This is a genomic window from Vreelandella mediterranea (assembly GCF_970647075.1).
Genome location: NZ_OZ310198.1, coordinates 3,598,476 through 3,618,327, shown reverse-complemented (window position 1 = coordinate 3,618,327; position 19,852 = coordinate 3,598,476). Strand labels below are relative to the sequence as shown.

The 19,852-nt window shown below is 63.0% G+C and carries 19 protein-coding genes; 13 read left to right on the top strand and 6 right to left on the bottom strand.

The window, feature by feature from the left end:
- On the bottom strand, window positions 1–855 hold the full coding sequence (gene hexR / locus ACWFVE_RS16705; RefSeq protein WP_447530386.1) for a transcriptional regulator HexR: 855 nt from the start codon (window positions 853–855) through the stop codon (window positions 1–3).
- A 264-nt stretch (window positions 856–1,119) separates the two neighbouring features.
- Here hexR and ACWFVE_RS16700 point away from each other — a divergent pair, with 264 nt between their 5' ends.
- Complete coding sequence (locus ACWFVE_RS16700) at window positions 1,120–1,338, top strand: PA3496 family putative envelope integrity protein (protein ID WP_447530385.1); 219 nt, start codon at window positions 1,120–1,122, stop codon at window positions 1,336–1,338.
- Window positions 1,339–1,440: 102 nt separating this feature from the next.
- On the opposite strand, the gene ACWFVE_RS16695 is transcribed toward ACWFVE_RS16700, so the two are convergent.
- From ACWFVE_RS16695 to ACWFVE_RS16685, 3 genes are all read right to left on the bottom strand, one after another.
- Window positions 1,441–2,784, bottom strand: coding sequence for a sodium-dependent transporter (locus ACWFVE_RS16695; protein WP_447530384.1), 1,344 nt, complete (start codon window positions 2,782–2,784; stop codon window positions 1,441–1,443).
- 163 nt (window positions 2,785–2,947) lie between these two features.
- Window positions 2,948–3,802: a DUF72 domain-containing protein gene (locus ACWFVE_RS16690; protein ID WP_447530563.1), complete on the bottom strand. Its 855-nt coding sequence runs from the start codon at window positions 3,800–3,802 to the stop codon at window positions 2,948–2,950.
- A 58-nt stretch (window positions 3,803–3,860) separates the two neighbouring features.
- On the bottom strand, window positions 3,861–4,655 hold the full coding sequence (locus tag ACWFVE_RS16685) for an IclR family transcriptional regulator domain-containing protein (protein WP_447530383.1): 795 nt from the start codon (window positions 4,653–4,655) through the stop codon (window positions 3,861–3,863).
- A gap of 136 nt (window positions 4,656–4,791) precedes the next feature.
- Between ACWFVE_RS16685 and aroQ the strand changes: the two genes are divergently transcribed.
- The 7 genes from aroQ (at window position 4,792) to ACWFVE_RS16650 (ending at window position 12,430) form a co-directional block, all read left to right on the top strand.
- Window positions 4,792–5,241, top strand: a complete 450-nt coding sequence (gene aroQ / locus ACWFVE_RS16680) for a type II 3-dehydroquinate dehydratase (protein ID WP_447530382.1) — start codon at window positions 4,792–4,794, stop codon at window positions 5,239–5,241.
- Window positions 5,242–5,405: 164 nt separating this feature from the next.
- The gene (locus tag ACWFVE_RS16675; protein WP_447530381.1) at window positions 5,406–6,734 is read left to right on the top strand and encodes a class-II fumarase/aspartase family protein; all 1,329 of its coding nucleotides are present in this window, start codon (window positions 5,406–5,408) and stop codon (window positions 6,732–6,734) included.
- 184 nt (window positions 6,735–6,918) lie between these two features.
- Window positions 6,919–7,740: a CoA transferase subunit A gene (locus tag ACWFVE_RS16670; RefSeq protein WP_447530380.1), complete on the top strand. Its 822-nt coding sequence runs from the start codon at window positions 6,919–6,921 to the stop codon at window positions 7,738–7,740.
- Entirely contained in the window at window positions 7,737–8,510 is a 774-nt protein-coding gene (locus ACWFVE_RS16665) for a CoA-transferase subunit beta (protein ID WP_447530379.1), read from the top strand. Before ACWFVE_RS16670 ends, ACWFVE_RS16665 begins: the two co-directional genes overlap by 4 nt.
- Window positions 8,511–8,534: 24 nt before the next feature.
- Window positions 8,535–9,737: a 3-oxoadipyl-CoA thiolase gene (pcaF, locus tag ACWFVE_RS16660; RefSeq protein ID WP_447530378.1), complete on the top strand. Its 1,203-nt coding sequence runs from the start codon at window positions 8,535–8,537 to the stop codon at window positions 9,735–9,737.
- An 11-nt stretch (window positions 9,738–9,748) separates the two neighbouring features.
- The gene (locus ACWFVE_RS16655; RefSeq protein ID WP_447530377.1) at window positions 9,749–10,921 is read left to right on the top strand and encodes an alpha/beta fold hydrolase; all 1,173 of its coding nucleotides are present in this window, start codon (window positions 9,749–9,751) and stop codon (window positions 10,919–10,921) included.
- A 57-nt stretch (window positions 10,922–10,978) separates the two neighbouring features.
- Window positions 10,979–12,430, top strand: coding sequence for an aldehyde dehydrogenase (locus ACWFVE_RS16650; RefSeq protein ID WP_447530376.1), 1,452 nt, complete (start codon window positions 10,979–10,981; stop codon window positions 12,428–12,430).
- An 84-nt stretch (window positions 12,431–12,514) separates the two neighbouring features.
- Here ACWFVE_RS16650 and ACWFVE_RS16645 read toward each other — a convergent pair whose 3' ends face one another.
- Window positions 12,515–13,417 carry a LysR family transcriptional regulator gene (locus tag ACWFVE_RS16645; RefSeq protein ID WP_447530375.1) on the bottom strand — a complete coding sequence of 301 codons (903 nt, stop codon included), beginning with the start codon at window positions 13,415–13,417 and terminating at the stop codon, window positions 12,515–12,517.
- Between the two features lie 101 nt (window positions 13,418–13,518).
- On the opposite strand from ACWFVE_RS16645, the gene mdlC reads away from it, so the two are divergent.
- From mdlC to pcaG, 5 genes are all read left to right on the top strand, one after another.
- Window positions 13,519–15,099 carry a benzoylformate decarboxylase gene (gene mdlC / locus ACWFVE_RS16640; RefSeq protein WP_447530374.1) on the top strand — a complete coding sequence of 527 codons (1,581 nt, stop codon included), beginning with the start codon at window positions 13,519–13,521 and terminating at the stop codon, window positions 15,097–15,099.
- Window positions 15,100–15,175: 76 nt separating this feature from the next.
- A complete protein-coding gene (locus tag ACWFVE_RS16635; protein WP_447530373.1) occupies window positions 15,176–16,192 on the top strand; it encodes a TRAP transporter substrate-binding protein in 1,017 nt (338 codons plus the stop codon).
- A gap of 67 nt (window positions 16,193–16,259) precedes the next feature.
- A complete protein-coding gene (gene pcaQ, locus ACWFVE_RS16630; RefSeq protein ID WP_447530372.1) occupies window positions 16,260–17,198 on the top strand; it encodes a pca operon transcription factor PcaQ in 939 nt (312 codons plus the stop codon).
- A gap of 127 nt (window positions 17,199–17,325) precedes the next feature.
- The gene (pcaH, locus tag ACWFVE_RS16625; protein WP_447530371.1) at window positions 17,326–18,048 is read left to right on the top strand and encodes a protocatechuate 3,4-dioxygenase subunit beta; all 723 of its coding nucleotides are present in this window, start codon (window positions 17,326–17,328) and stop codon (window positions 18,046–18,048) included.
- 16 nt (window positions 18,049–18,064) lie between these two features.
- Complete coding sequence (gene pcaG, locus ACWFVE_RS16620) at window positions 18,065–18,697, top strand: protocatechuate 3,4-dioxygenase subunit alpha (protein WP_447530370.1); 633 nt, start codon at window positions 18,065–18,067, stop codon at window positions 18,695–18,697.
- Window positions 18,698–18,792: 95 nt separating this feature from the next.
- Here pcaG and ACWFVE_RS16615 read toward each other — a convergent pair whose 3' ends face one another.
- Window positions 18,793–19,818 (bottom strand): TRAP transporter substrate-binding protein, encoded by a 1,026-nt coding sequence (locus ACWFVE_RS16615; RefSeq protein WP_447530369.1) that lies wholly within the window; start codon window positions 19,816–19,818, stop codon window positions 18,793–18,795.
- Between the last annotated feature and the right edge of the window lie 34 nt (window positions 19,819–19,852).

Sequence of the window (19,852 nt, the reverse complement as noted above, 5' to 3'; positions counted from 1 at the left end):
CTAGCTTTCGTCCGGGTAGCGCAGCGTGTTCAAGCTCTTCTTCACCGCTTTTAACTGCTCGGCAAGCTTCGGCCCGCGGGTTTTGGCAACGCCCACCGCCAGCACGTCGATCAGCACCAGATGCGCAATGCGCGAGCTAAGCGGCGTGTAGATCTCGGTATCTTCGTGAACATCGATGTAAAGCGGCAGGCTCACCTCGTCTGCCAAGGGCGATTCGCTCGGGCAAAGTCCGATCACCGTGGCGCCGGCTTCCCGGGCCAGGCGAACGCTTGCCACCAGCGCCTTGGTGCGCCCGGTTTGCGAGATCGCCACCACCACGTCACCTTCCTGGAGCGTTACTGCGGACATGTTCTGCATGTGCGGGTCGGCGTAGGCGGACGTGGAAATCTGCAGGCGGAAGAACTTGTGCTGAGCGTCGAACGCCACCGCCCCGGAGGCGCCAAAACCGTAAAATTCGACCCGGTTGGCCATGGCCAGGGCGTTGACCGCGCGGCCGAGGGCGTCGTTATCCAGCCGGTCGCGCACCGATAAAAGCGTGCCCACGGTGGAGTCGAAAATACTGTGGGAGAACTCCGCTACCGAGTCGCTATCGTTCATCGAGAACTGGGCGAACTGGCTGCCCGAGGCAAGCATCTGCGCCAGCTGCAGCTTGAAATCCTGAAAGCCGTTACAGCCCAGCGCCCGGCAAAAGCGCACCACCGTGGGTTCGCTGACGCCGGCTTCCGTTGCCAGGTCCACGATGCGCATGTGGATCACTTCGTCGGGGTTACGCAGGACGAAGCGGGCGACTTTTTGTTCGGAGCGGCGAAAGTGCTCCATGCGGCGTCTCATTTCATCGAACAGGGCGCGACTCACGGTGAGCTCCTTGATTATTCGGTACACGCTACGATCCCATAGCGTTTTCGGCAGTATGCCTGACCCAAACGCGTTATGCGCCGTTAAGCCGCCCGCCATTGAACGTGGCGCTTGCGCGTTTAAAAGCCGTTAAAGCTTTTCTTTCCGGGCCGTCATCATTTTGTCAAGTAGGTTATAGTAATAAGTGACGTGCCGCACTGCATCATAAATAGTGGTCACGGATGCAGGTGGACGAACGCCGATTCACCTGAGGGAGCATCGATTATGAAAAACGTCGAACGCTTGACGTCGCTTAAAAGCGAACTGCTCGAACTATTCATGGGAATGGAAGTTGCCGAACACACGCAGCGCCGAAGAAGCGCCGCCCAGCGCAACCTGAAGGCACGCCGAGGCATCGAGCTGCACCGGGAGTCACAAAAGCTTTCCCGAGACATCGCCCCGCTGCCGGACGACGATGAGCTGGCCCACCACGCGCTTCACTAGCGCGTAACGGGGTAAAGCGCCGGGTCCAGCCTTGCGCAGATACCAAAAGGCCCTGCCACTGGCAGGGCCCGTAAGTGGCCGGCATCCGTTTTGCCAAGCGGCTTAGATGAAGCCCGCCACGAACACCACGACCACGCCAATCGGTGCCACGTATTTGGTCAGCAGATTCCAAAGGCTGTAGTCGTACACGTCCATGCCAAGCTCCTTGCGCGACTCTTCCTTGTCCAGGCAGAGTGAGTAGAACACGATTGCGCCCAGACCGGTCAGCGGCAGCAGAATCTTGCCGGTGAAGGTGTCCAGGAAGTCGAAGATGTTCAGCCCGAACAGCAGCACGTCTGCCCACACGTTGAACGACAACAGCGCCGCCACACCGACCAGCCACACGGCCACGGCACTGACCAGCGTGGCGCCCAAGCGGCCAAGACGCGTGCGCTCCTCCAGGGTTTCCACCACCGGTTCCAGCAGCGAAATCGCCGAGGTGAGTGCCGCGAAGGTCAACAGCAAAAAGAAGCCGAGTCCCAGGAGGCTTCCGCCGACCATGTTGCCGAACGCGATGGGCAGCGTGACGAAGATGAGGCCGGGGCCGCTGGAGGCATCGAGGTTCGTGGCGAAGACGATCGGGAAGATCGCAAGGCCCGCCAGCAGCGCGATGGCGGTGTCGAGTACGATGACCGTCCGCGCGGTACTCAGCAGGTTGACGTCCTCACCCAGATACGAGCCATAGGCCATCATGATGCCCATACCCAGCGACAGCGTGAAAAAGGCTTGGCCCATGGCGGCCAGCATGACGCCGCCGTTGAGCGCGCTCCAATCCGGGGTGAACATGAAGGCGAGCGCCTGACCGAAGGAGCCGCTCACCGCGCCGTAACCGACCAGCACCAGCAGAAGGACGACCAGCGCCGGCATCAGGATGCGCGCGGCGGCTTCCAGCCCTTTGGTAACGCCGCGGGCCACGATGCCCACGACCAGCACCATGAAGAGCGTATGCCAAATCAAAAGCGAACCCGGATCGCCCAGCAGCGCGCCGAAGGCCGCTTCGCTGGCCTCGGCGTCCTGGCCGCTGAACGAGCCGGCCACCGCGTTGATGGTGTAGTTGAGCGACCAGCCGCCGATCACGCTATAAAACGACAGGATCAAAAACGACGCCAGCACGCCGCTGATACCCACCAGCGCCCACCGACGCGTGCGGCCATGGCGTTTGGCGAGATCCGCCATGGTGTTGATCGGGTTTTTCTGACCACGCCGGCCGATCATCCACTCCGCCACCAGAATCGGCAGGCCCACCAGCGCCACGCACGCCAGGTAAACCAGAACGAAGGCCGCGCCGCCGCTTTCGCCGGTCAGGTATGAAAAGCGCCAAATATTCCCCAAGCCAACCGCTGAACCAGCGGCCGCCAGCACAAAGCCCATACGCGATGACCATTGTGCATGTGCCAGTTTTGCCATACATCACCCAAGGTTTTCAGTTTGTAATAAGCTTTTTTAAGCTAATGCCCCCACTCGATAACATTAAGTGGCTATCGAAAGTATGCGCAATTTATATGAACAGCGCCCGCCATGCCAGCATCCGCCGGCGCCCGGTGGGCAATTCGTCACGCTGAAGGCTCGGCTAGAAGAGCGGTGTTTGGGTGTCGCCGGGGAAGGTACTCAGTGCGGGGAGTGAAACCTGTTCGCACAAGGCGTTATAAAGCATTTGCGCCATCTGGGGCGACTCGCGGTTATCCGCTGTATGCACAAACAAGAAAGGGGTTTTCCCCTGATTTATCCACAGGTTGATACGCGCTATCCACGGCGCGAAATAGTCCTTATTGATCGCCTTGTCAACGTGTCCGATGAAACGAATGACCGGCTGGTTCGCCGTTGAAAGCACGTGTAGCGGGAGTTTCGGCTTTTCCTGACGCGCCTTGTCAAGCCCTGGGTGGCGTTGGTCCGGCGTTGAAAAGACCGGACGTACATCCAGCATTACACGGTTAGCCGAATAAGTTATCAACAATTGGTTAAGCGCTTTTTCCGCGTCGCCTTTCTGGAAAAACTCGGGGTGGCGTACCTCGACGGCGCAGGGTAAATGCGCCGGCCACTGGGCGAGCAGCGCCTCCAGTCGGGGCAGCTCCTGAGCGCCGAAATCCCGGGGCAGTTGCACCATGGTAGGCCCTAGCCGGTCGTGCAGCGGCGTCAGTGCGTTGAGAAACGCCCAGGCGTCGCCGAGCGAGCCCAGCCGCTGATCGTGCGTTACCCGCGCGGGCAGTTTGAAGCAGAAACGAAAGTGCGGCGGCGCCTGACGCGCCCAGGCCGCAATAGTGTCGGCCTTCGGCGCTCCGCTGTAAAAGGTGGTATTGCCCTCGACACTCGAGAACACCGTGGCGTAGTCGCTGAGAAGGTCGGTTTTCGCGTGGCGCGAGTAGAGACCACCCTGCCAGTCCGCGTTGGCCCACATGGGCAGGCCCAGGTAGAGGGGAAGGGGCACACTCATCAGCGATAACTCTTTTAGTGAAGCGCAGCTTTCAGTCAGGGTTCAAACGGTTTTAGCTCGTAATGGCGGTGCGTATCTGCGCGGCCTTTTGCTGTAATAGCGGCAGATACTCCTCGAGCAGCGTGTCCATATCGACACGTGCCGCATTGGTGCTGATATTGATCGCCCCCAGCAGCTTACCCGAGGCGTCAAAGGCCGGTACGGCAAGCGAGCGCAGACCGGAATCCAGCTCCTGGTCGGCAACGGCGTAGCCCTGCTCGCGAACGGCGTGAAGCCGCTTTTTGAGCGCCGTTTTGTCGACCAGGGTCTTGTCGGTGTAGCGCTTTAGGGCGATGCGTTCCAGATACTCCTCGAGCGCCTGCTCAGGGAGCTGGGCAAGCAGAACGTGGCCCATCGACGTATGCGCCGCCGGTAGGCGAGTGCCGATGGAAAGCGTAATGGCCATCAAGCGATGAGGCGCCGCTGAACGCGCGAGGTAAATGACTTCGTCACCGTCGAGCTGACCAAGCGAGGAGGACTCCCCGGTCCGGGCGGTAATGTCTTCCAGGAACTGCTGGATAACGCTACGATAATTGTTCGCGGAAAGAAACGAATAGCCCAGCTGCAAGACTTTGGGCGTCAGCTCGAAATAACGCTGGTGCTTTCGCACGTAGCCGAGCGCGTGCAGCGTGAGCAAAAAACGCCGCGCTTTGGCGCGATTCATGTCGGTGCGCGCGGCCACTTCGCTCAAGGTCATGCGTGGATGCGTATCGTCGAAGGCCTGAATGACCTCCAAGCCACTGGCCAGGGCAGACACAAAGTCACGGCTATCGGGCGTGAGCACATCGTCCGGTAAAGAGTCTTTCATAGCGAAGGAATCACCGTTAGGCACGGGGTTATAAAAAAGCTAATGTAACATGGTGTTCGAATAGCGAACAATTATTCGATAGTCTGCTCCAGCACGCGCCTGCACGCTCAACCCGCCATCAAGGAAGCCATCTACTATGGGTCACAAAAAGGCAACGGTACTGCACGGGCCGAACCTCAATCTTTTGGGCACCCGCCAGCCTGATATCTACGGCCACGAAACGCTGGAGGACGTGAACAACCGGCTGCGCGAAGCGGCGGTGCTGGCGGGGTGGAACGTCAACTGCTTTCAAAGCAATCACGAAGGCGCGCTGATCGATGCGATCCACGCTGCCCGGCAAGACGGGAGCATGGCGATCATCATCAATCCGGCGGCCTATACGCACACCTCCGTTGCTATCCTGGATGCGCTCAACGCCTTCGAAGGGAAGGTCATAGAAGTGCATATTTCCAACGTGCACAAGCGCGAAAGCTTTCGTCACCACTCCTACGTGTCACTGCGTGCTGACGGGGTGATCGCCGGGCTTGGAACACAAGGCTACCTGGCGGCGCTTGAGGCCATCATGAAAGCGCGCGGTGCTGCATAAAACGTGGGCAGTGGCATAACGAGCGGTAACGAGGAGTAATTGATATCTGGAATACACCTTGAGTGCCTCGGTGCACATAGCGAATATTCATACCATTTTTTCATTGGGTGCGGTTTTTACGCTATTTTCATGCTCTGAATAATCGTCATCGGAGCCCCACACCCATGCCCGCCCCCTTCTTTAAACACCCCTTCATGAGCCAGAGCGCGCTTTCCACCTGTGACGAAAGCGCCATGGTACGCGCCATGCTGGCTTTCGAGCTGGCGCTGGTGGAAATCCAGGAAGCCTCGGGGGCAGCGCCCGAAGGCGTAGCCCTGAAAATGCGCAAGCAGCTCGAAAGCGCTACTTTTGAGACCGCCGAACTCGCCGAGGGCATCGCCAGCGGCGGTAACGTCGCGATTCCGTTCGTTAAGCAGGGCCGGGCGCGACTCGGTGACGGCCTCAAGCGCTACTGGCACCAAGGCGCCACGAGCCAGGACGTGGTGGACACCGCGCTGATGCTCCTGCTCAAGCCGCGTCTTGAAGCGCTCGATCAGAGGTTAAAGCGCTGCCGCGCCGCGGCGGGTTTGCTTATGGAGGCCCACGCTGAAACGCCTATGGTAGGGCGCACGCTGATGCAACAGGCGCTGCCGATCACCTTCGGGGTCAAGGTGGCCCACTGGGCCATTGGGCTGGAGCAGGCGCGCCGACGTTTGGCAGGGGTGGAGCTCCCGGTTCAGTTTGGCGGCGCCGTGGGCGTGCACTCGGGCTGGGGGGATCACGGCCTTGGCTGGATGGACGCGCTGGCAAAGCGGCTGGGGCTGGTGGCGCCGGTGCTGCCCTGGCACACCGACCGCTACCCGGTTCAAACCCTGGGCGCCGCGCTTGATGGCGTCGCAGGGTCGGTCGAGCGCATCGCCCTGGATATTTCGCTGTTAACCCAGACCGAAGTCGGTGAAGTGGCCGAACCTTCGGCCCCCGGTATGGGCGAATCGTCGTCGATGCCGCATAAGCGCAATCCGGTGCGCTGCGCGTTGATTCGCGGCGCCGCCCGGCAGGTACACGGCCATGCCAGTGTGCTTTCGAACGCGGCGGCGCAGCCCCTGGAGCGTGGCCTGGGCGAGTGGCATGCCGAGTGGGCCCCGCTCACGGAAAGCGCGCTATTGGTCGAGGGCATGCTGGAGCAGGCCGCGGTGCTACTCGAGGGATTGGAAGTAAATCCGCAAGCGATGCGGCGCAATCTGTCGGCAACCGGCGGCGGCATTATGGCCGAGCCGGTCACGCGTTTGCTGACACCCGCGCTGGGAGCAGAGCGGGCAAAGGCGGTGAGCGCCGAAGCCGCCGAACGAGCGCGCAAGCAGGAACGCCCCTACGCCGAGGTACTCGCCGAGTACGCCGACGTGGCAAACGCCGTTAGCCAAGAGGCACTGGAGAAGACTTGTGATCCCGCTTTATACCTTGGTAGCAGCGTCGCCCAGGTAAGCCGCGCTAAAGATTGGTTGGAAAAATCATAAGCAAATGAATTATATAGATTAATTAAGCGGAGTTTAAAAAGGGTGCCGGTTATCGAAGCGCTACCGTCATGGCTTGGGGTTTGACGCTATTCGCTTAGCGCAGTAACTTGTTCGTATAAAGAATGTATGTTCGTTATGTGAACAAGATGTCAGAGATGGCAATTCCCTGCTAAGAGGCACCCCTATGGCCGAGTTTCTCAGCCTGCATGACGCGGTGGCGCGCTACGTCGAAGACGGCGCGACCGTGGCCATGGAAGGCTTTACCCACCTCATTCCGTTTGCCGCGGGCCACGAAGTGATCCGCCAGCAAAAGCGCGACCTCACCCTGATCCGCATGACCCCGGACATCATTTTTGATCAGCTGATTGGCGCCGGTTGCGCCAAAAAGGTGATCTTTTCCTGGGGCGGCAATCCGGGCGTCGGTTCGCTTCACCGCCTGCGCGACGCGGTCGAGAAGGGCTGGCCTCGCAAAATCGAGATTTTGGAGCACAGCCATGCTGCCATGGCCTGCGCGTTCGAAGCCGGTGCGGCGGGATTGCCGCTGGCGGTGCTGCGCGGCTACGTGGGAAGCGAGCTGCCCAGCGTCAACGACCAGATCAAGTTCATCGAGTGCCCGTTCACCGGCGAGCGCCTGGCGGCGGTACCGTCGGTGCGCCCGGACGTCTCGATCGTTCACGCCCAGCGCGCGGACCGCCAGGGTAACGTGCTGGTGGAAGGCATCGTCGGCGTTCAAAAAGAGGCCGTACTGGCCGCGAAGCACAGCATCGTCACGGTGGAAGAGATCGTCGACGATCTGGACACCCACCCCAACGCCTGCGTGATTCCGGGCTGGGCGATCAGCGCCATCGCGGTGGCCGAAAAGGGCGCGCTGCCCTCCTACACCCACGGCTACTACGGGCGCAGCAACCGCTTCTATAAGGAGTGGGACGCCATTGCCCGGGACCGCGACACCTTCACCCAGTGGCTTGACGATAACGTCTACCAGGCAGGGGAGAACGCCCAATGAGCCTCGAATACACCTCGTCTGAAATGATGACGGTCACCGCCGCCCGGGCGCTGGAAAACGGCTCGACTTGCTTCGTGGGGATCGGCCTGCCGTCAGAGGCGGCCAACCTGGCGCGTCTCACCCACGCCCCGGATGTCGTGCTGATTTACGAATCCGGCACGCTGCAGACCAAACCCAACGTACTGCCGCTCTCCATCGGCGACGGCGAGCTGGCCGAAACCGCGCTGACCACCGTTTCGGTGCCGGAAATGTTTCGCTACTGGCTGCAGGGCGGCAAGGTCGACGTCGGTTTTCTGGGCACCGCCCAGATCGACAAGTACTGCAACCTCAACACCACCTTGATCGGCGACTACCGCGAACCCAAAGTGCGTCTGCCCGGCGGCGGCGGCGCGCCGGAGATCGCCACCAACGCCGGCGAAGTGTTCATTACCTTGAAGCACTCCAGCCGGGCCTTCGTCGAGCGGGTCGATTTCGTGACGACGCTCGGCTTTGGTCGCGATGGAAAGGGCCGCGACGGCGTCCCCAACATCGGCAAGGGGCCTACCCGGGTGATTTCCGACCTGTGCGTGATGAAACCCGATCCGGAGACCAGGGAGCTGGTGGTGGTGTCGCTTCATCCGGGGGTAACCCGGGAGCAGGTCCAGGAAGCCACCGGCTGGGAGATCCGCTTTGCCGAGCAGTTGGAAAGCACCCCGGTGCCGGATGAGAACGAATTGTCGGTGCTGCGCGAGCTGAAAGAGCGCACCGACCGCGCCCACGCCGGCCAGTAGGCGTTTGAGTTACAGGAGAGAACGATGAGCGACGTTTATTTGTGCCACCCCCGCCGCACCGCGGTCGGCCGCTTCGGCGGTACCCTGGCGCCGGTTCGCCCGGACGATATGGCCGCGACGATTTTCAAGGCGGTGCTTCAAGAGGCGCCGAGCCTCGACCCGGCGGCCATCGAGGAAGTCTTCATGGGCTGCGCCAACCAGGCCGGCGAGGACAACCGCAACGTGGCGCGCATGTCGTCGCTTTTGGCGGGCATTCCCACCTCGGTGCCCGGCACCACCATGAACCGGCTGTGCGGCTCGGGCATGGACGCCGTGGGCACCGCGTTTCGCGCCATTAAAGCCGGGGAAATGGAACTCGCGCTTGCCGGCGGCGTGGAGTCGATGTCCCGCGCGCCGTTTGTCATGGGCAAGGCCGACAGCGCTTTTTCCCGCGGCCAGAAAATCGAAGACACCACCATCGGCTGGCGCTTCGTGAACCCGATCATGAAAAAGTCCTTCGGTATCGACTCCATGCCGGAGACCGCGGAAAACGTCGCCGAGCAGTTCGATATTGCCCGGGAAGATCAGGACGCCTTCGCGCTGCGCTCTCAGCAAAAAGCCGCCGCGGCGCAAAAGGCCGGCCGCTTCGCCCGCGAAATCACTGCCATCGAGATCCCCCGGCGTAAGCAGGAGCCCCTGATTTTCGATACCGACGAGCACCCGCGGGAAACGACGCTCGAGAAGCTCGCCGGTCTTCCTACGCCGTTTCGTGAAGGGGGCAGCGTCACCGCGGGTAACGCCTCCGGCGTCAACGACGGCGCTGCCGCCATGCTGGTGGCCAGCGAAGCCGCCGTGAAGCAGCACGGCCTGACGCCCATGGCGAAGATCATTGGCATGGCCACCGCCGGGGTCGAGCCACGCATCATGGGCTACGGCCCGGTACCGGCGGTGAAAAAACTGCTCGCGCGTACCGGCATTTCCCTCGACGATATCGACGTCATCGAGCTCAACGAGGCGTTCGCTTCCCAGTCGCTGGCCTGTATGCGCGATCTGGGGCTCAAGGACGACGACCCGCGCGTGAACCCGAACGGCGGCGCGATTGCGCTGGGCCACCCGCTGGGCATGTCCGGCGCGCGGCTTTTGCTCACCGCTGCTTATGAGCTTCAAAATAGCGGCAAGCGCTACGCACTCTGTACCATGTGTGTCGGCGTCGGCCAGGGTATTGCCACGCTGATCGAACGCGTTTAACGGAGGCCATCATGGCGTTTCATACGATTAATGGCCGCAGCGTTGCCTATCGGCTGCTCGGCTCGCAAGCCAATCCGCTGGTGGTGCTGGCCCACCCTTTGGGCATGAGCCAGGCCGTGTGGGACGACGTGATACCCGCACTGCTCCCCCGCTACCGCGTACTGACCTGGGATCTGCCCGGCCACGGCGCCAGTCAAGCGGTCAACGACGCCAAAATCAGCCCCGCCGATCTGGCCCAGGAAACCTTGGCGCTGACAGAGCTTGTCGGCGCGCGGCGTTTTCACTTCGTGGGCACCTCGATCGGCGGTGTCGTGGGCCAGCAGTTGATCGCCGAGCATGGCGATCAACTGCTCTCCGCGACCCTCACCAATACCGGAGCGGTGATCGGTAACCCGGATTTATGGAACACCCGTGCCGGCCGCGTGCGTGAAGAGGGGCTCGAGGCCATGGCAAAGGAGATCGTGCCACGCTGGTTCGCGCCCCGGGCGTTCGATGCGAGCCCCGCCCTCAAAGCGGGCTGGTGTGTCCAGATGGGCCGCGGGGACGACGAATCCTATGCCCAGCTTTGTGAGATGCTGGGCCGCGATACGTTCACCGGCCGGCTGGCCGGCAAGCGCGCCAATGTGCACCTGCTTGGCGGAAGCGAAGACCTCGCGACGCCGCCGGCGACCCTCGAGGCGCTCTCAAAAGAACTCGGCGGTGCACCGCTCGAGGTTTTTGACGGCGTAGGCCACGTGCCGTCGGTCGAGGCGCCGGCGCGCTTTGCCGAGACACTTCTGAGCGTCATGGCGATCGAGCTTGGCGACGTGGCCAACGAAGGCGTGACCTACGCCACCGGTCTTGAAACCCGCAAGCAGGTGCTGGGCGAGGCGCACGTCGAACGTTCCACCACCAACGCCAACAGCCTGGATACACCTTTTCAGCAGATGATCACGCGGCTGGCCTGGGGCGAGCTCTGGAGCAACGAGGACCTAACGCGGCGCGAGCGCAGCATGATCACCACCGCCATTTTGGCAGCACTCGGCCGTGAAGAGCTAACGCTGCACCTGAAAACCGCTCAACGTATCGGTTTGAGCGAGGCCGAACTGCGCCAGGTGTTGATGCACGTGGCGATCTACGCCGGGGTACCGGCGGCCAACCACGCTTTCACTCTGGCCAAGGAGCTTGGCTGGGGTGAGGGGTAGCCAATCTTTCGTCAGTCGTCCTTAATAACAATTCAACGAACCCCAAGGAGCCACGCCATGACGCCTGTTCAACTTTTAATCGACGGCCAACCCTGCCCGGCCTCACAGAGCGCCACGTTTACGCGCAACAACCCGTTGAGTGGTGAGGCCGTGTCCGAGGTGGCGGCGGCGTCGCTCGAGGACGTGACGCGCACCGCCGAGGCGGCGCAGCGGGCGTTCAAGGCTTGGTCGCAGGTCGGCCCGAGCGAGCGGCGGGCGAAGCTCAACAAGGCCGCCGACCTGATGGAGGCGCGTCAGCAGGCGTTCGTCGACGCCATGGTCGACGAGACCGGCGCCACGCCGGGCTGGGCCGCTTTCAACGTCACCGTAGCGGCCAACGTGCTGCGCGAATCGGCGGCGCTGACGACCCAGATCCAGGGCGACGTGATCCCTTCCAACGTGCCGGATAACCTGGCCATGAGTGTCCGGGTGCCCTGCGGCGTGGTGGTGGGAATTGCGCCCTGGAATGCGCCGATCATCCTCGGCACCCGGGCCATCGCTGGGCCGCTTGCCTGCGGCAACAGCGTGATCCTCAAGGCCTCTGAGATGTGCCCGCACACCCACGCGCTGATCGGCGAGGTGCTCATCGAGGCGGGCCTGGGCGACGGCGTGGTGAACGTCCTTCACAACGACCCAGAGCAGGCGGCGGACGTGGTCAGCGCGCTGATCGCGCATCCGGCGGTGCGGCGTATCAACTTCACCGGTTCCACCCACGTGGGGCGGATCATCGCCGAGCAAGCGGCCAAACACTTAAAGCCCGTGCTTCTCGAGCTGGGCGGCAAGGCGCCGTTTTTGGTGCTCGACGACGCGGACATCGACGCGGCGGTGGAGGCGGCGGCCTTCGGCGCCTTCTTCAACCAGGGCCAGATCTGTATGTCCACGGAGCGCTTGATCGTCGATGACGCCGTGGCCGACGAGTTCGCTGAGAAGCTCGCGGCGAAGGCGAAAACGCTGCGCGCCGGCGACCCGCGCGACGATAGCAACGCTCTGGGCACGCTGGTGGCGGCGGCCGCCGGCGACAAGCTCAATGCGTTGATCGACGACGCGACCGGTAAGGGTGCGCGGCTCGCGTGTGGCGGCAAGGCCGAGGGCGTGGTGATGCAGCCCACGCTTTTGGATAACGTGACCGCCGATATGCGCCTCTACGCAGAGGAGTCCTTCGGGCCGCTGGTGGCCATGATGCGCGTCAAGGGCGAAGAGGAGGCGATTCGCATCGCCAACGACAGCGAGTACGGCCTTTCCGGGGCGGTCTTCACCCGGGACAGCGCCCGCGGGCTGCGCGTGGCGGGGCAGGTCGTCACCGGCATTTGCCACATCAACGCGCCCACGGTGCACGACGAGCCGCAGATGCCCTTCGGCGGTGTCAAAAGCAGCGGCTACGGCCGTTTCGGCGGCAAGGCGGTGATCGAAGAGTTCACCGACCTGCGCTGGATGACGCTACAGACCGGCCCGCGCCACTATCCGATCTGATACCTGCGTCATTAGCCATCTTTTAGTCATGACCCTGAAAGCGGTGCCTTGTGCGCCGCTTTTTTGGGCCGGGCCGCCGCGAGGCTACGCTCGTTGTGCGGCGGTCACGGCGTCGATGACGGTAGCGCAGAACCAGCGCTGGGACGCCGCGCTGCGCGGTTGAGCGTGCCAGTGCAGCGCGACCTCGAAACTCGGCACCGCGAAGGGCAACTCATGGACCCGGAGCCTGGCATCAGCAAAGCGCGCGGCGATCTGAAGGGGCAAAATCGCGATGAGATCGCTGCCTTGCAGAACCTGGGGGAGCACCGAGAAGTGCGAAAGCGACAGGCTCACCTTGCGCTCGATACCGCGCTGCGCCATGACCTCCTCGACCAGGTCGTGGCCCGACGAGGAGGCGATCGACACGTGCCGACCGTGAACGAACCGCTCGATGCTCAAGTTTTCGTCGGCCGCGCCGCCTTGCCGGTCGAGCAGGCAGACGTAGCGGTCCTCGAGCAGCACGTGCTTGTCGATATCGGCGCCGCCGAGCGCCCGGCTGCAGATCACCGCATTGACCTTGCCGGTGGTCAGCCACTCCCGCGCCTTGTCGATCTCCAGTGGTACCACGTCGAGCTCGGCCTGGGGCGCCTGGGCGTAGAAGGCTTTCAAAATGGCGGGCAGCAGTGCCATTTCGCCCAGGTCGGTCAGCGCGAGTCGGAAACGGAGTTTGCAGCGCTCGGGAGTGAAGTGGCGGCTGCCGTCGATGGTGTCGTTGATCTGGCGCATGGCCTCTTTCAGCGACGGATAGAGCTGGCGGGCGACCGTGGTGGGCTCCATCCCGTGGGCAGTGCGCACGAACAGCCGGTCGTCGAACAGCTCTCTTAGCCGATTCAAGGCGTAGCTGACCGACGGCTGCGTGACGTGGAGCTTTTCGGCGGTCAGCGTCACGCTGCCGGTTTCATGCAGCATCAGGAAGGTGCGAATCAGGTTCAGATCGACCTGCGCCATAACTATAAGCCTCATCTATTTTTATAAGAAATATTATTGATTTGATCAATTATAGGCGAGCCCGCTAGGTTGGATGCAAGACATCCAAAAAGGAGCAGTCAATGCCCAGCGTTCACGCCACGACCTACGCGCTCTTGCGCCGCCAGGGGATCACCAAGATCTTCGGCAACCCAGGCTCCAACGAGCTGCCGTTTCTCAAGGGTATGCCGGAGGACTTCGAGTACATTCTAGGCCTTCACGAGGGTGTGGTGGCCGGCATGGCGGATGGCTATGCGCTGGCTAGCGGCAAGCCCGCCTTCGTGAACCTGCACGCTGCGGCGGGCACGGGCAACGCCATGGGCGCGCTGACCAACGCCTGGTATTCCCACTCGCCGCTGGTGCTCACCGCCGGCCAGCAGGCGCGCTCGATGATCGGCGTCGAGTCGATGCTCGCCAACGTCGACGCGCCGCAGCTTCCCCGGCCGCTGGTCAAGTGGAGCTATGAGCCGTCCTGCGCCGAAGACACGCCACGGGCGCTGAGTCAGGCGATCCACAGCGCGAGCGCGCCGCCCAGGGGGCCGGTCTACGTCTCCATTCCCCACGACGACTGGGAGCGCGAGGCCGGCGAGGAGACACGTCACCTGCTGGAGCGCGAGGTGCGCCATGCCAATGCGCCGCAGGTGGGGCAGGTCGAGCGCCTGGCCGGGCGGCTTCAGGCGGCGGCGAACCCGGTGCTGGTGCTCGGCCCGGAGGTCGACGCCGAGCAGGCAAGCGCCCTGGCCGTCGAGCTTGCCGAGCGCCTGAAAATGCCGGTTTGGGTGGCGCCGTCGGCGTCGCGCTGCCCGTTTCCCAACCGCCACCCCTGCTTTCGCGGCGTGCTGCCCGCGGCCATCGCCGGGATCAGTGAGCAGCTCGAGGGCCATGATCTGGTCGTCGTCATCGGCGCGCCGGTGTTTCGCTATCACAAGTACGCCCCGGGGCGTTATCTACCCGAAGGGGCGAGCCTCGTGCACGTTACCTCCGACGCGGACGAGGCCGCCCGGGCGCCGATGGGCGAGGCGTACGTGGGCAGCGTGCACGGCATGCTCGAGGCGCTCTTGCCGCATCTCGAGGCAAGCAGCCGCGCGATGCCCGAAGCGCTACCGACGCCCGACGCCGTGCAGGACGGGCAGGACCGAATGGCGCCGGCTAACGTGTTCGAAGCGGTGAACGCGCTGGCGCCCAAGGATGCCATCTACGTCAAGGAGGCCACCTCGACGGTGGAAATTTTCTGGGAGCGGGTCGAGATGCGCCACCCCGGTAGCTACTTCTTCCCCGCCGCCGGCGGGCTCGGCTTTGGTTTGCCGGCGGCGGTCGGTGTCCAGCTCGCCCGGCCGGAGCGCCAGGTGATTGGCCTGGTCGGCGACGGCTCGGCCAACTACGCCATCACAGCCCTCTGGAGCGCGGCCCAGTACCGCATTCCAGTGATCTTCATCATCCTGAAGAACGGCACCTACGGCGCCCTGCGCGGCTTTGCCCGGCACATGCAGGTGGACGACGCGCCGGGGCTCGACGTGCCCGACATCGATTTCTGTGCGCTGGCCGAAGGCTACGGCGTGGAGGCCGTATGCGCCACGAACCGCGAGGATTTGGAAGCCGCGCTGACGAAGGGCCTTGGCATGGATACTCCGCTGCTGATCGAGGTGCCCACGCTCCAGACCTAAACGCGGGTGCCACCACGCTTTCGCAACTCGCTCGACAATGACCATCGCTTGATAATGACAACAAGAGGACGACCTCATGAAACGCGCCATCTCACTCAACCTGCTGGCCGCTTGCGTCGCCACCGCGTCCTTCGGCGCCCAGGGCGAAACGCTGCGAATGTCCCACTTCTGGCCCTCGGCCTCTGCCGTTCATCAGGAGATTTTCGAAACCTGGGCGCAGAGCGTCGAACAGGCCTCCCAAGGGGAACTCGACGTCCAGATCTTTCCCTCAGGCACGCTGAGCAAGCCGGATCACGCCTACCAGGGGGCGGTCGACGGTATTTCCGACATCGCCGCCTCGCTTCAGGGCTACACCTCCGGTCGCTTCCCGCTCTCCGAGATCGTGCAGTTACCCGGGGTCTCCAGCAGCGCACCGCAAGGTTCGTGCATTCTGCAGACGCTCTTCGACGAAGACCTGATCGCCAGCGAGTACGAGGACGTCAAAGTGCTGTTTTTGTTCACCACCGGGCCGGCGTACCTGCATACGCGCAGCACCGAGATCCAGTCGCCTTCGGATCTGGCGGGGCTGCGTATCCGCCGACCGAGCGACGTCGCCGGTGAGATGCTCTCGAGCCTGGGGGCGGATCCGCTGGGTATGCCCGCGCCGGATATTTATACTTCGCTTCAGCGCGGCGTCATGGATGGTTTGAGCTTTCCCTGGGAGGCGATGCGCGTGTTTAGCATCAACGAATTGGTCGACTACCACCTGGAAGTGCCCTACTACTCGGGGGCGGTGATGGCGGTCATGAATCGTGATGCCTATGAGGGGTTGAGCGATGATATGCGCGCGGTGATCGACCAGCACAGTGGTATGGAATGGTCCCAGGTGGCCGGTGAGGTGTATCACCAACTCGACGCGGTGGGCCGTGAAGAAGCGCTGGAACAGGGCGATACCATCCACACCGTGGAAGACCCCTTGAACGACCCCGAATGGGCAGGGCCGCTGGAAGAGGGCACCGAGCGCTACCTGACGCGGCTCGAACAGCGCGGCCTGGATAACGCCCGCGAGGTCCATGAGCGCGCCTTGAGCCTGCGTGACGAGTGTGCAGAGTGAATCGCGTGGTTTCCTTGCGCGGGTGAATCGGCGAAGGTAGGGGCTTTCCTTTCGCGGATGGAGAGCCATGCTGAACGCTCGCATCAAACTGCGCCACCTGATGGCGTTTCTCGAAGTGGCCAAGCGGCGCAGCTTCGCCCGCGCCGCCGAGGCGCTGGCGATCAGCCAGCCGGGCATTTCCAAGGCGATACGCGAACTCGAGGAGATCCTCGAGACGCCGCTTTTCGAGCGCGCCTCTCAAGGGGTGTCGCTCACCCAGGCGGGGCTGACGCTGCTGCGCCACGCCGGCCCCGCCATGCGCGCGCTGGACGAAGGCGTGGGCGCCATTGGCGATGCCCACCGTGGCAAGCGCTGGCTGCGCGTGGGCGCGCTTTCCACCGTCGAGAGCCGGCTGCTGCCGGTAGCGATCCAGCGCTGGCATAGCGCGCCGCCGCCGGGCCAGGGCGATACCTGTGTCTCGGTGGTGAGCGGGGCCAGCGCCTATCTGCTGTCGCGGCTGCGTTTGGGCGAGCTGGACATGGTAGTGGGCCGCATGACCGAGGCGCGGGAGATCGGGGATCTCTACTTCGAGCACCTCTACTATGAGCCTTTGGTTATCGTTGCACGGCAGGCGCACCCTTTGGCGGCCCTCTCTTCGGTAGCCGCCGAGCAATTGATCGCCTATCCATGGGCGTTGCCTCCACCCCAGACCACGCTGCGCCAGCAGGTCGATAGCTTCTGTGTACGCCACGCCATCACCTTGCCGGCGCTGCTGCTGGAAACCCTCTCGCTGCCGGTCAGCCACCGCTACACCCTGGAGAGCGACGCGCTCTGGATCGCCCCGCGGGAAGCGGTAGTCGGGGAGCTCGAAAAAGGGGAGCTCGTCGAAATCGCGCTACCCTTCGAAGCTCAGGGGGGCTCGGTGGGGATCTGCACCAACGTAAGCATGGAAAAGTCGATGACTCGGGATGCGTTCTGCGAAACGTTGCGCCAAGTCGCGGCGCAGCGTATTCAACCAAGGTCTTAGTCGCCATAACCTATGGGTTATGGGTGGGCACGACTCTTCAATTGGCAAGGGTAGGGCAACGCGCCACACTCGCAACCTGGCCGCGCAAGCGCGGCCGGTGCTTACAACGTCATCAAGAGCTTCGTCCATGACCCATAATCATAACCGCTTCGTGACCCGCGACCGTAACTGGCATCCCCCTGCCTACGCCCCCGGCTACAAAACCTCGGTGGCGCGCTCGCCCCAGCAGGCGCTGATGAGCCTGCAGCAGCCCACCGCCTCGGAGCTGACCGGCCCGGACTTCAGCCACCTGCGCATGGGCCGTTTCGATAACGACCTGCTGATGAATTTCACCCAGGGCGAAGGGCTGCCCCAGGGCGAACGGATCATCATGTATGGCCGCGTGGTCGACCAGTTCGGCAAGCCCGTGCCCCACACGCTGGTGGAAATGTGGCAGGCCAACGCTGGCGGGCGCTACCGGCACAAGAAAGACGCCTACTTGGCGCCACTGGATCCCCATTTCGGCGGCGTGGGGCGCTGTCTGACCGACGACCAGGGCTTTTACCGTTTTCGCACCATCAAACCCGGCCCCTACCCCTGGCCCAACGACGTGAACAGCTGGCGCCCGGCGCACATTCACGTCTCGGTGATGGGGCCGTCGATCTCGACGCGGCTGATTACCCAGATGTATTTCGAGGGCGACCCGCTGATTCCGCTTTGCCCCATCGTTCATACGCTGAACGACCCGGAGGCGGTCGAAACGATGATCGGGCGGCTGGACATGGCCCAGAGCCGGCCGATGGATTGCCTTGCGTACCGCTTCGATATCGTGGTGCGCGGTGAACTGCAAACCTATTTCGAAAACCAGTGAGGCGGGGAAGACCATCATGAAACAGCCTAACACCCAGCCGACCAGCGAGCTGATGCTGCGCGAAACCGCCTCGCAGACCGCCGGCCCTTATGTACACATCGGCCTGGCGCCCGCCGCCGCCGGTAATCCCGAGCGCGACGAAGAAATCTGGAACGAGATGGCCGGGCCGGATGCCAAGGGCGAGCATATCGAGATCATCGGCACCGTCATCGATGGCAATGGTGACCCGGTGCGCGATGCCTTTCTGGAGGCGTGGCAGGCCGACGCCGACGGCCATTATCAAACAAATTACGATTTACGTAATGCATTCAACAGCTTCGGGCGCACCGCCACGATCGCAGAGCAACAGGGCGAGTGGTTGTTCAAGACCGTCAAGCCGGGCGCCGTCGTCCATCCTGGCGGCACGCCCATGGCCCCGCACATCAATCTGGCGGTGTTTGCCCGGGGCATCAATATTCAGCTGCAGACGCGCCTTTACTTCGACGATGAGGCCGAGGCCAACCGCGCGTGCCCGGTGCTCTCGCGGGTCGAGTCGGACAGCCGCCGTCAGACGCTGATCGCCAAGCGCGAAGAGGCCGACGGCGTCATCCGCTACCGTTTCGATATCCGCCTTCAAGGCCCGGGTGAGACGGTCTTTTTTGATTTCTAGCCTTGTCGTATGGGTAAAAGCCAGACCACGAAAAAGCGCCGCACTCCTGTGCGGCGCTTGCCGTTTATCCACGCGAGTCAAACGGGGTGTGATGGCTAGGCGTTGGTCGTCGCGCACGTCTGTTTAAAGCCCATGGCGGCATCGTAGACCTCTTTGGCGTTACCCCCTACCTCGTCCAGGTAGCGATCGATGGTTTCGCGCAGTACGGGGCCCCAGTCCGGGTCGTTCAGCGCATCCTCGATGGCGATAAACTCGTGGCCTGCTTCGACGGCCTCCTGGCGGCCTTGTGCGATCAGTGTGTCGTAGACCTCGGCGGCACGCATCGACCACTCCATGCCGCTGTGGTCGTCGATCACTTGCTGAAGCTCTCCGGAAAGGTTTTCATAGTTGCGCTGGTTCATGACCGCGAACAGCGACAAATCGTAAAGCGGCACTTCGGTGTGGTAGTTGGCCAGCTCGTTGAGGCGGAAGGTTTTCATCCCTTCCCAGTTGAAGCTCAAGCCATCCACCACGCCGCGCTGCATGGCGGTAAACACATCCGGGGCGGGCATGCCGACGGCCTGGGCGCCCAAGCGCTCCATCATGTCACCCACGACCGGCGTGGGGCGTCGCAGTCTCAAGCCCGCCAGGTCTTCTGGCTTTTCAATCTGGCGCTCCTTGGTGTGCAGGTAGCCCGGGCCGGTGGTGAAGAAGAACAGCGGATGCGTGTCGGCGTACTCGTCGTCCAGGTGGCCCTGCTCATAAAGCGATTGCAGAATGCAGGCGCCTTCGCGCGCGCTCGAGGAGACGCCAGGCAGCTCGACGATTTGGGTCAGCGGAAAGCGCCCGGCGGTGTAGCCCTGAGCGGATGAGCCGATATCCGCGATCCCGCGCCCGGTGCTTTCGTAGGTTTGCGCGGACTTGGCCAGCGTCTGGCTGGGAAAAACCTCGACGTTTAGCTCGCCGTTGGAAGCCTCGTTGATGCTTTCGGCCCAGGTTTGAAAAAGCGCGCTGTCGATCATCGAACCGCCAGGCCAGACGTGGGCCAGGCGCAGTGTCGTTTGCGCCTGAACGGCGGCCGGCAAAAGGGCGAGCGCGCCGATCAGCGCCGCTCGGGTCGCGGTTTTATGAGATTTTTTCATTGTCGTTATCCTTGTTTCTAACCAATCGATGGCG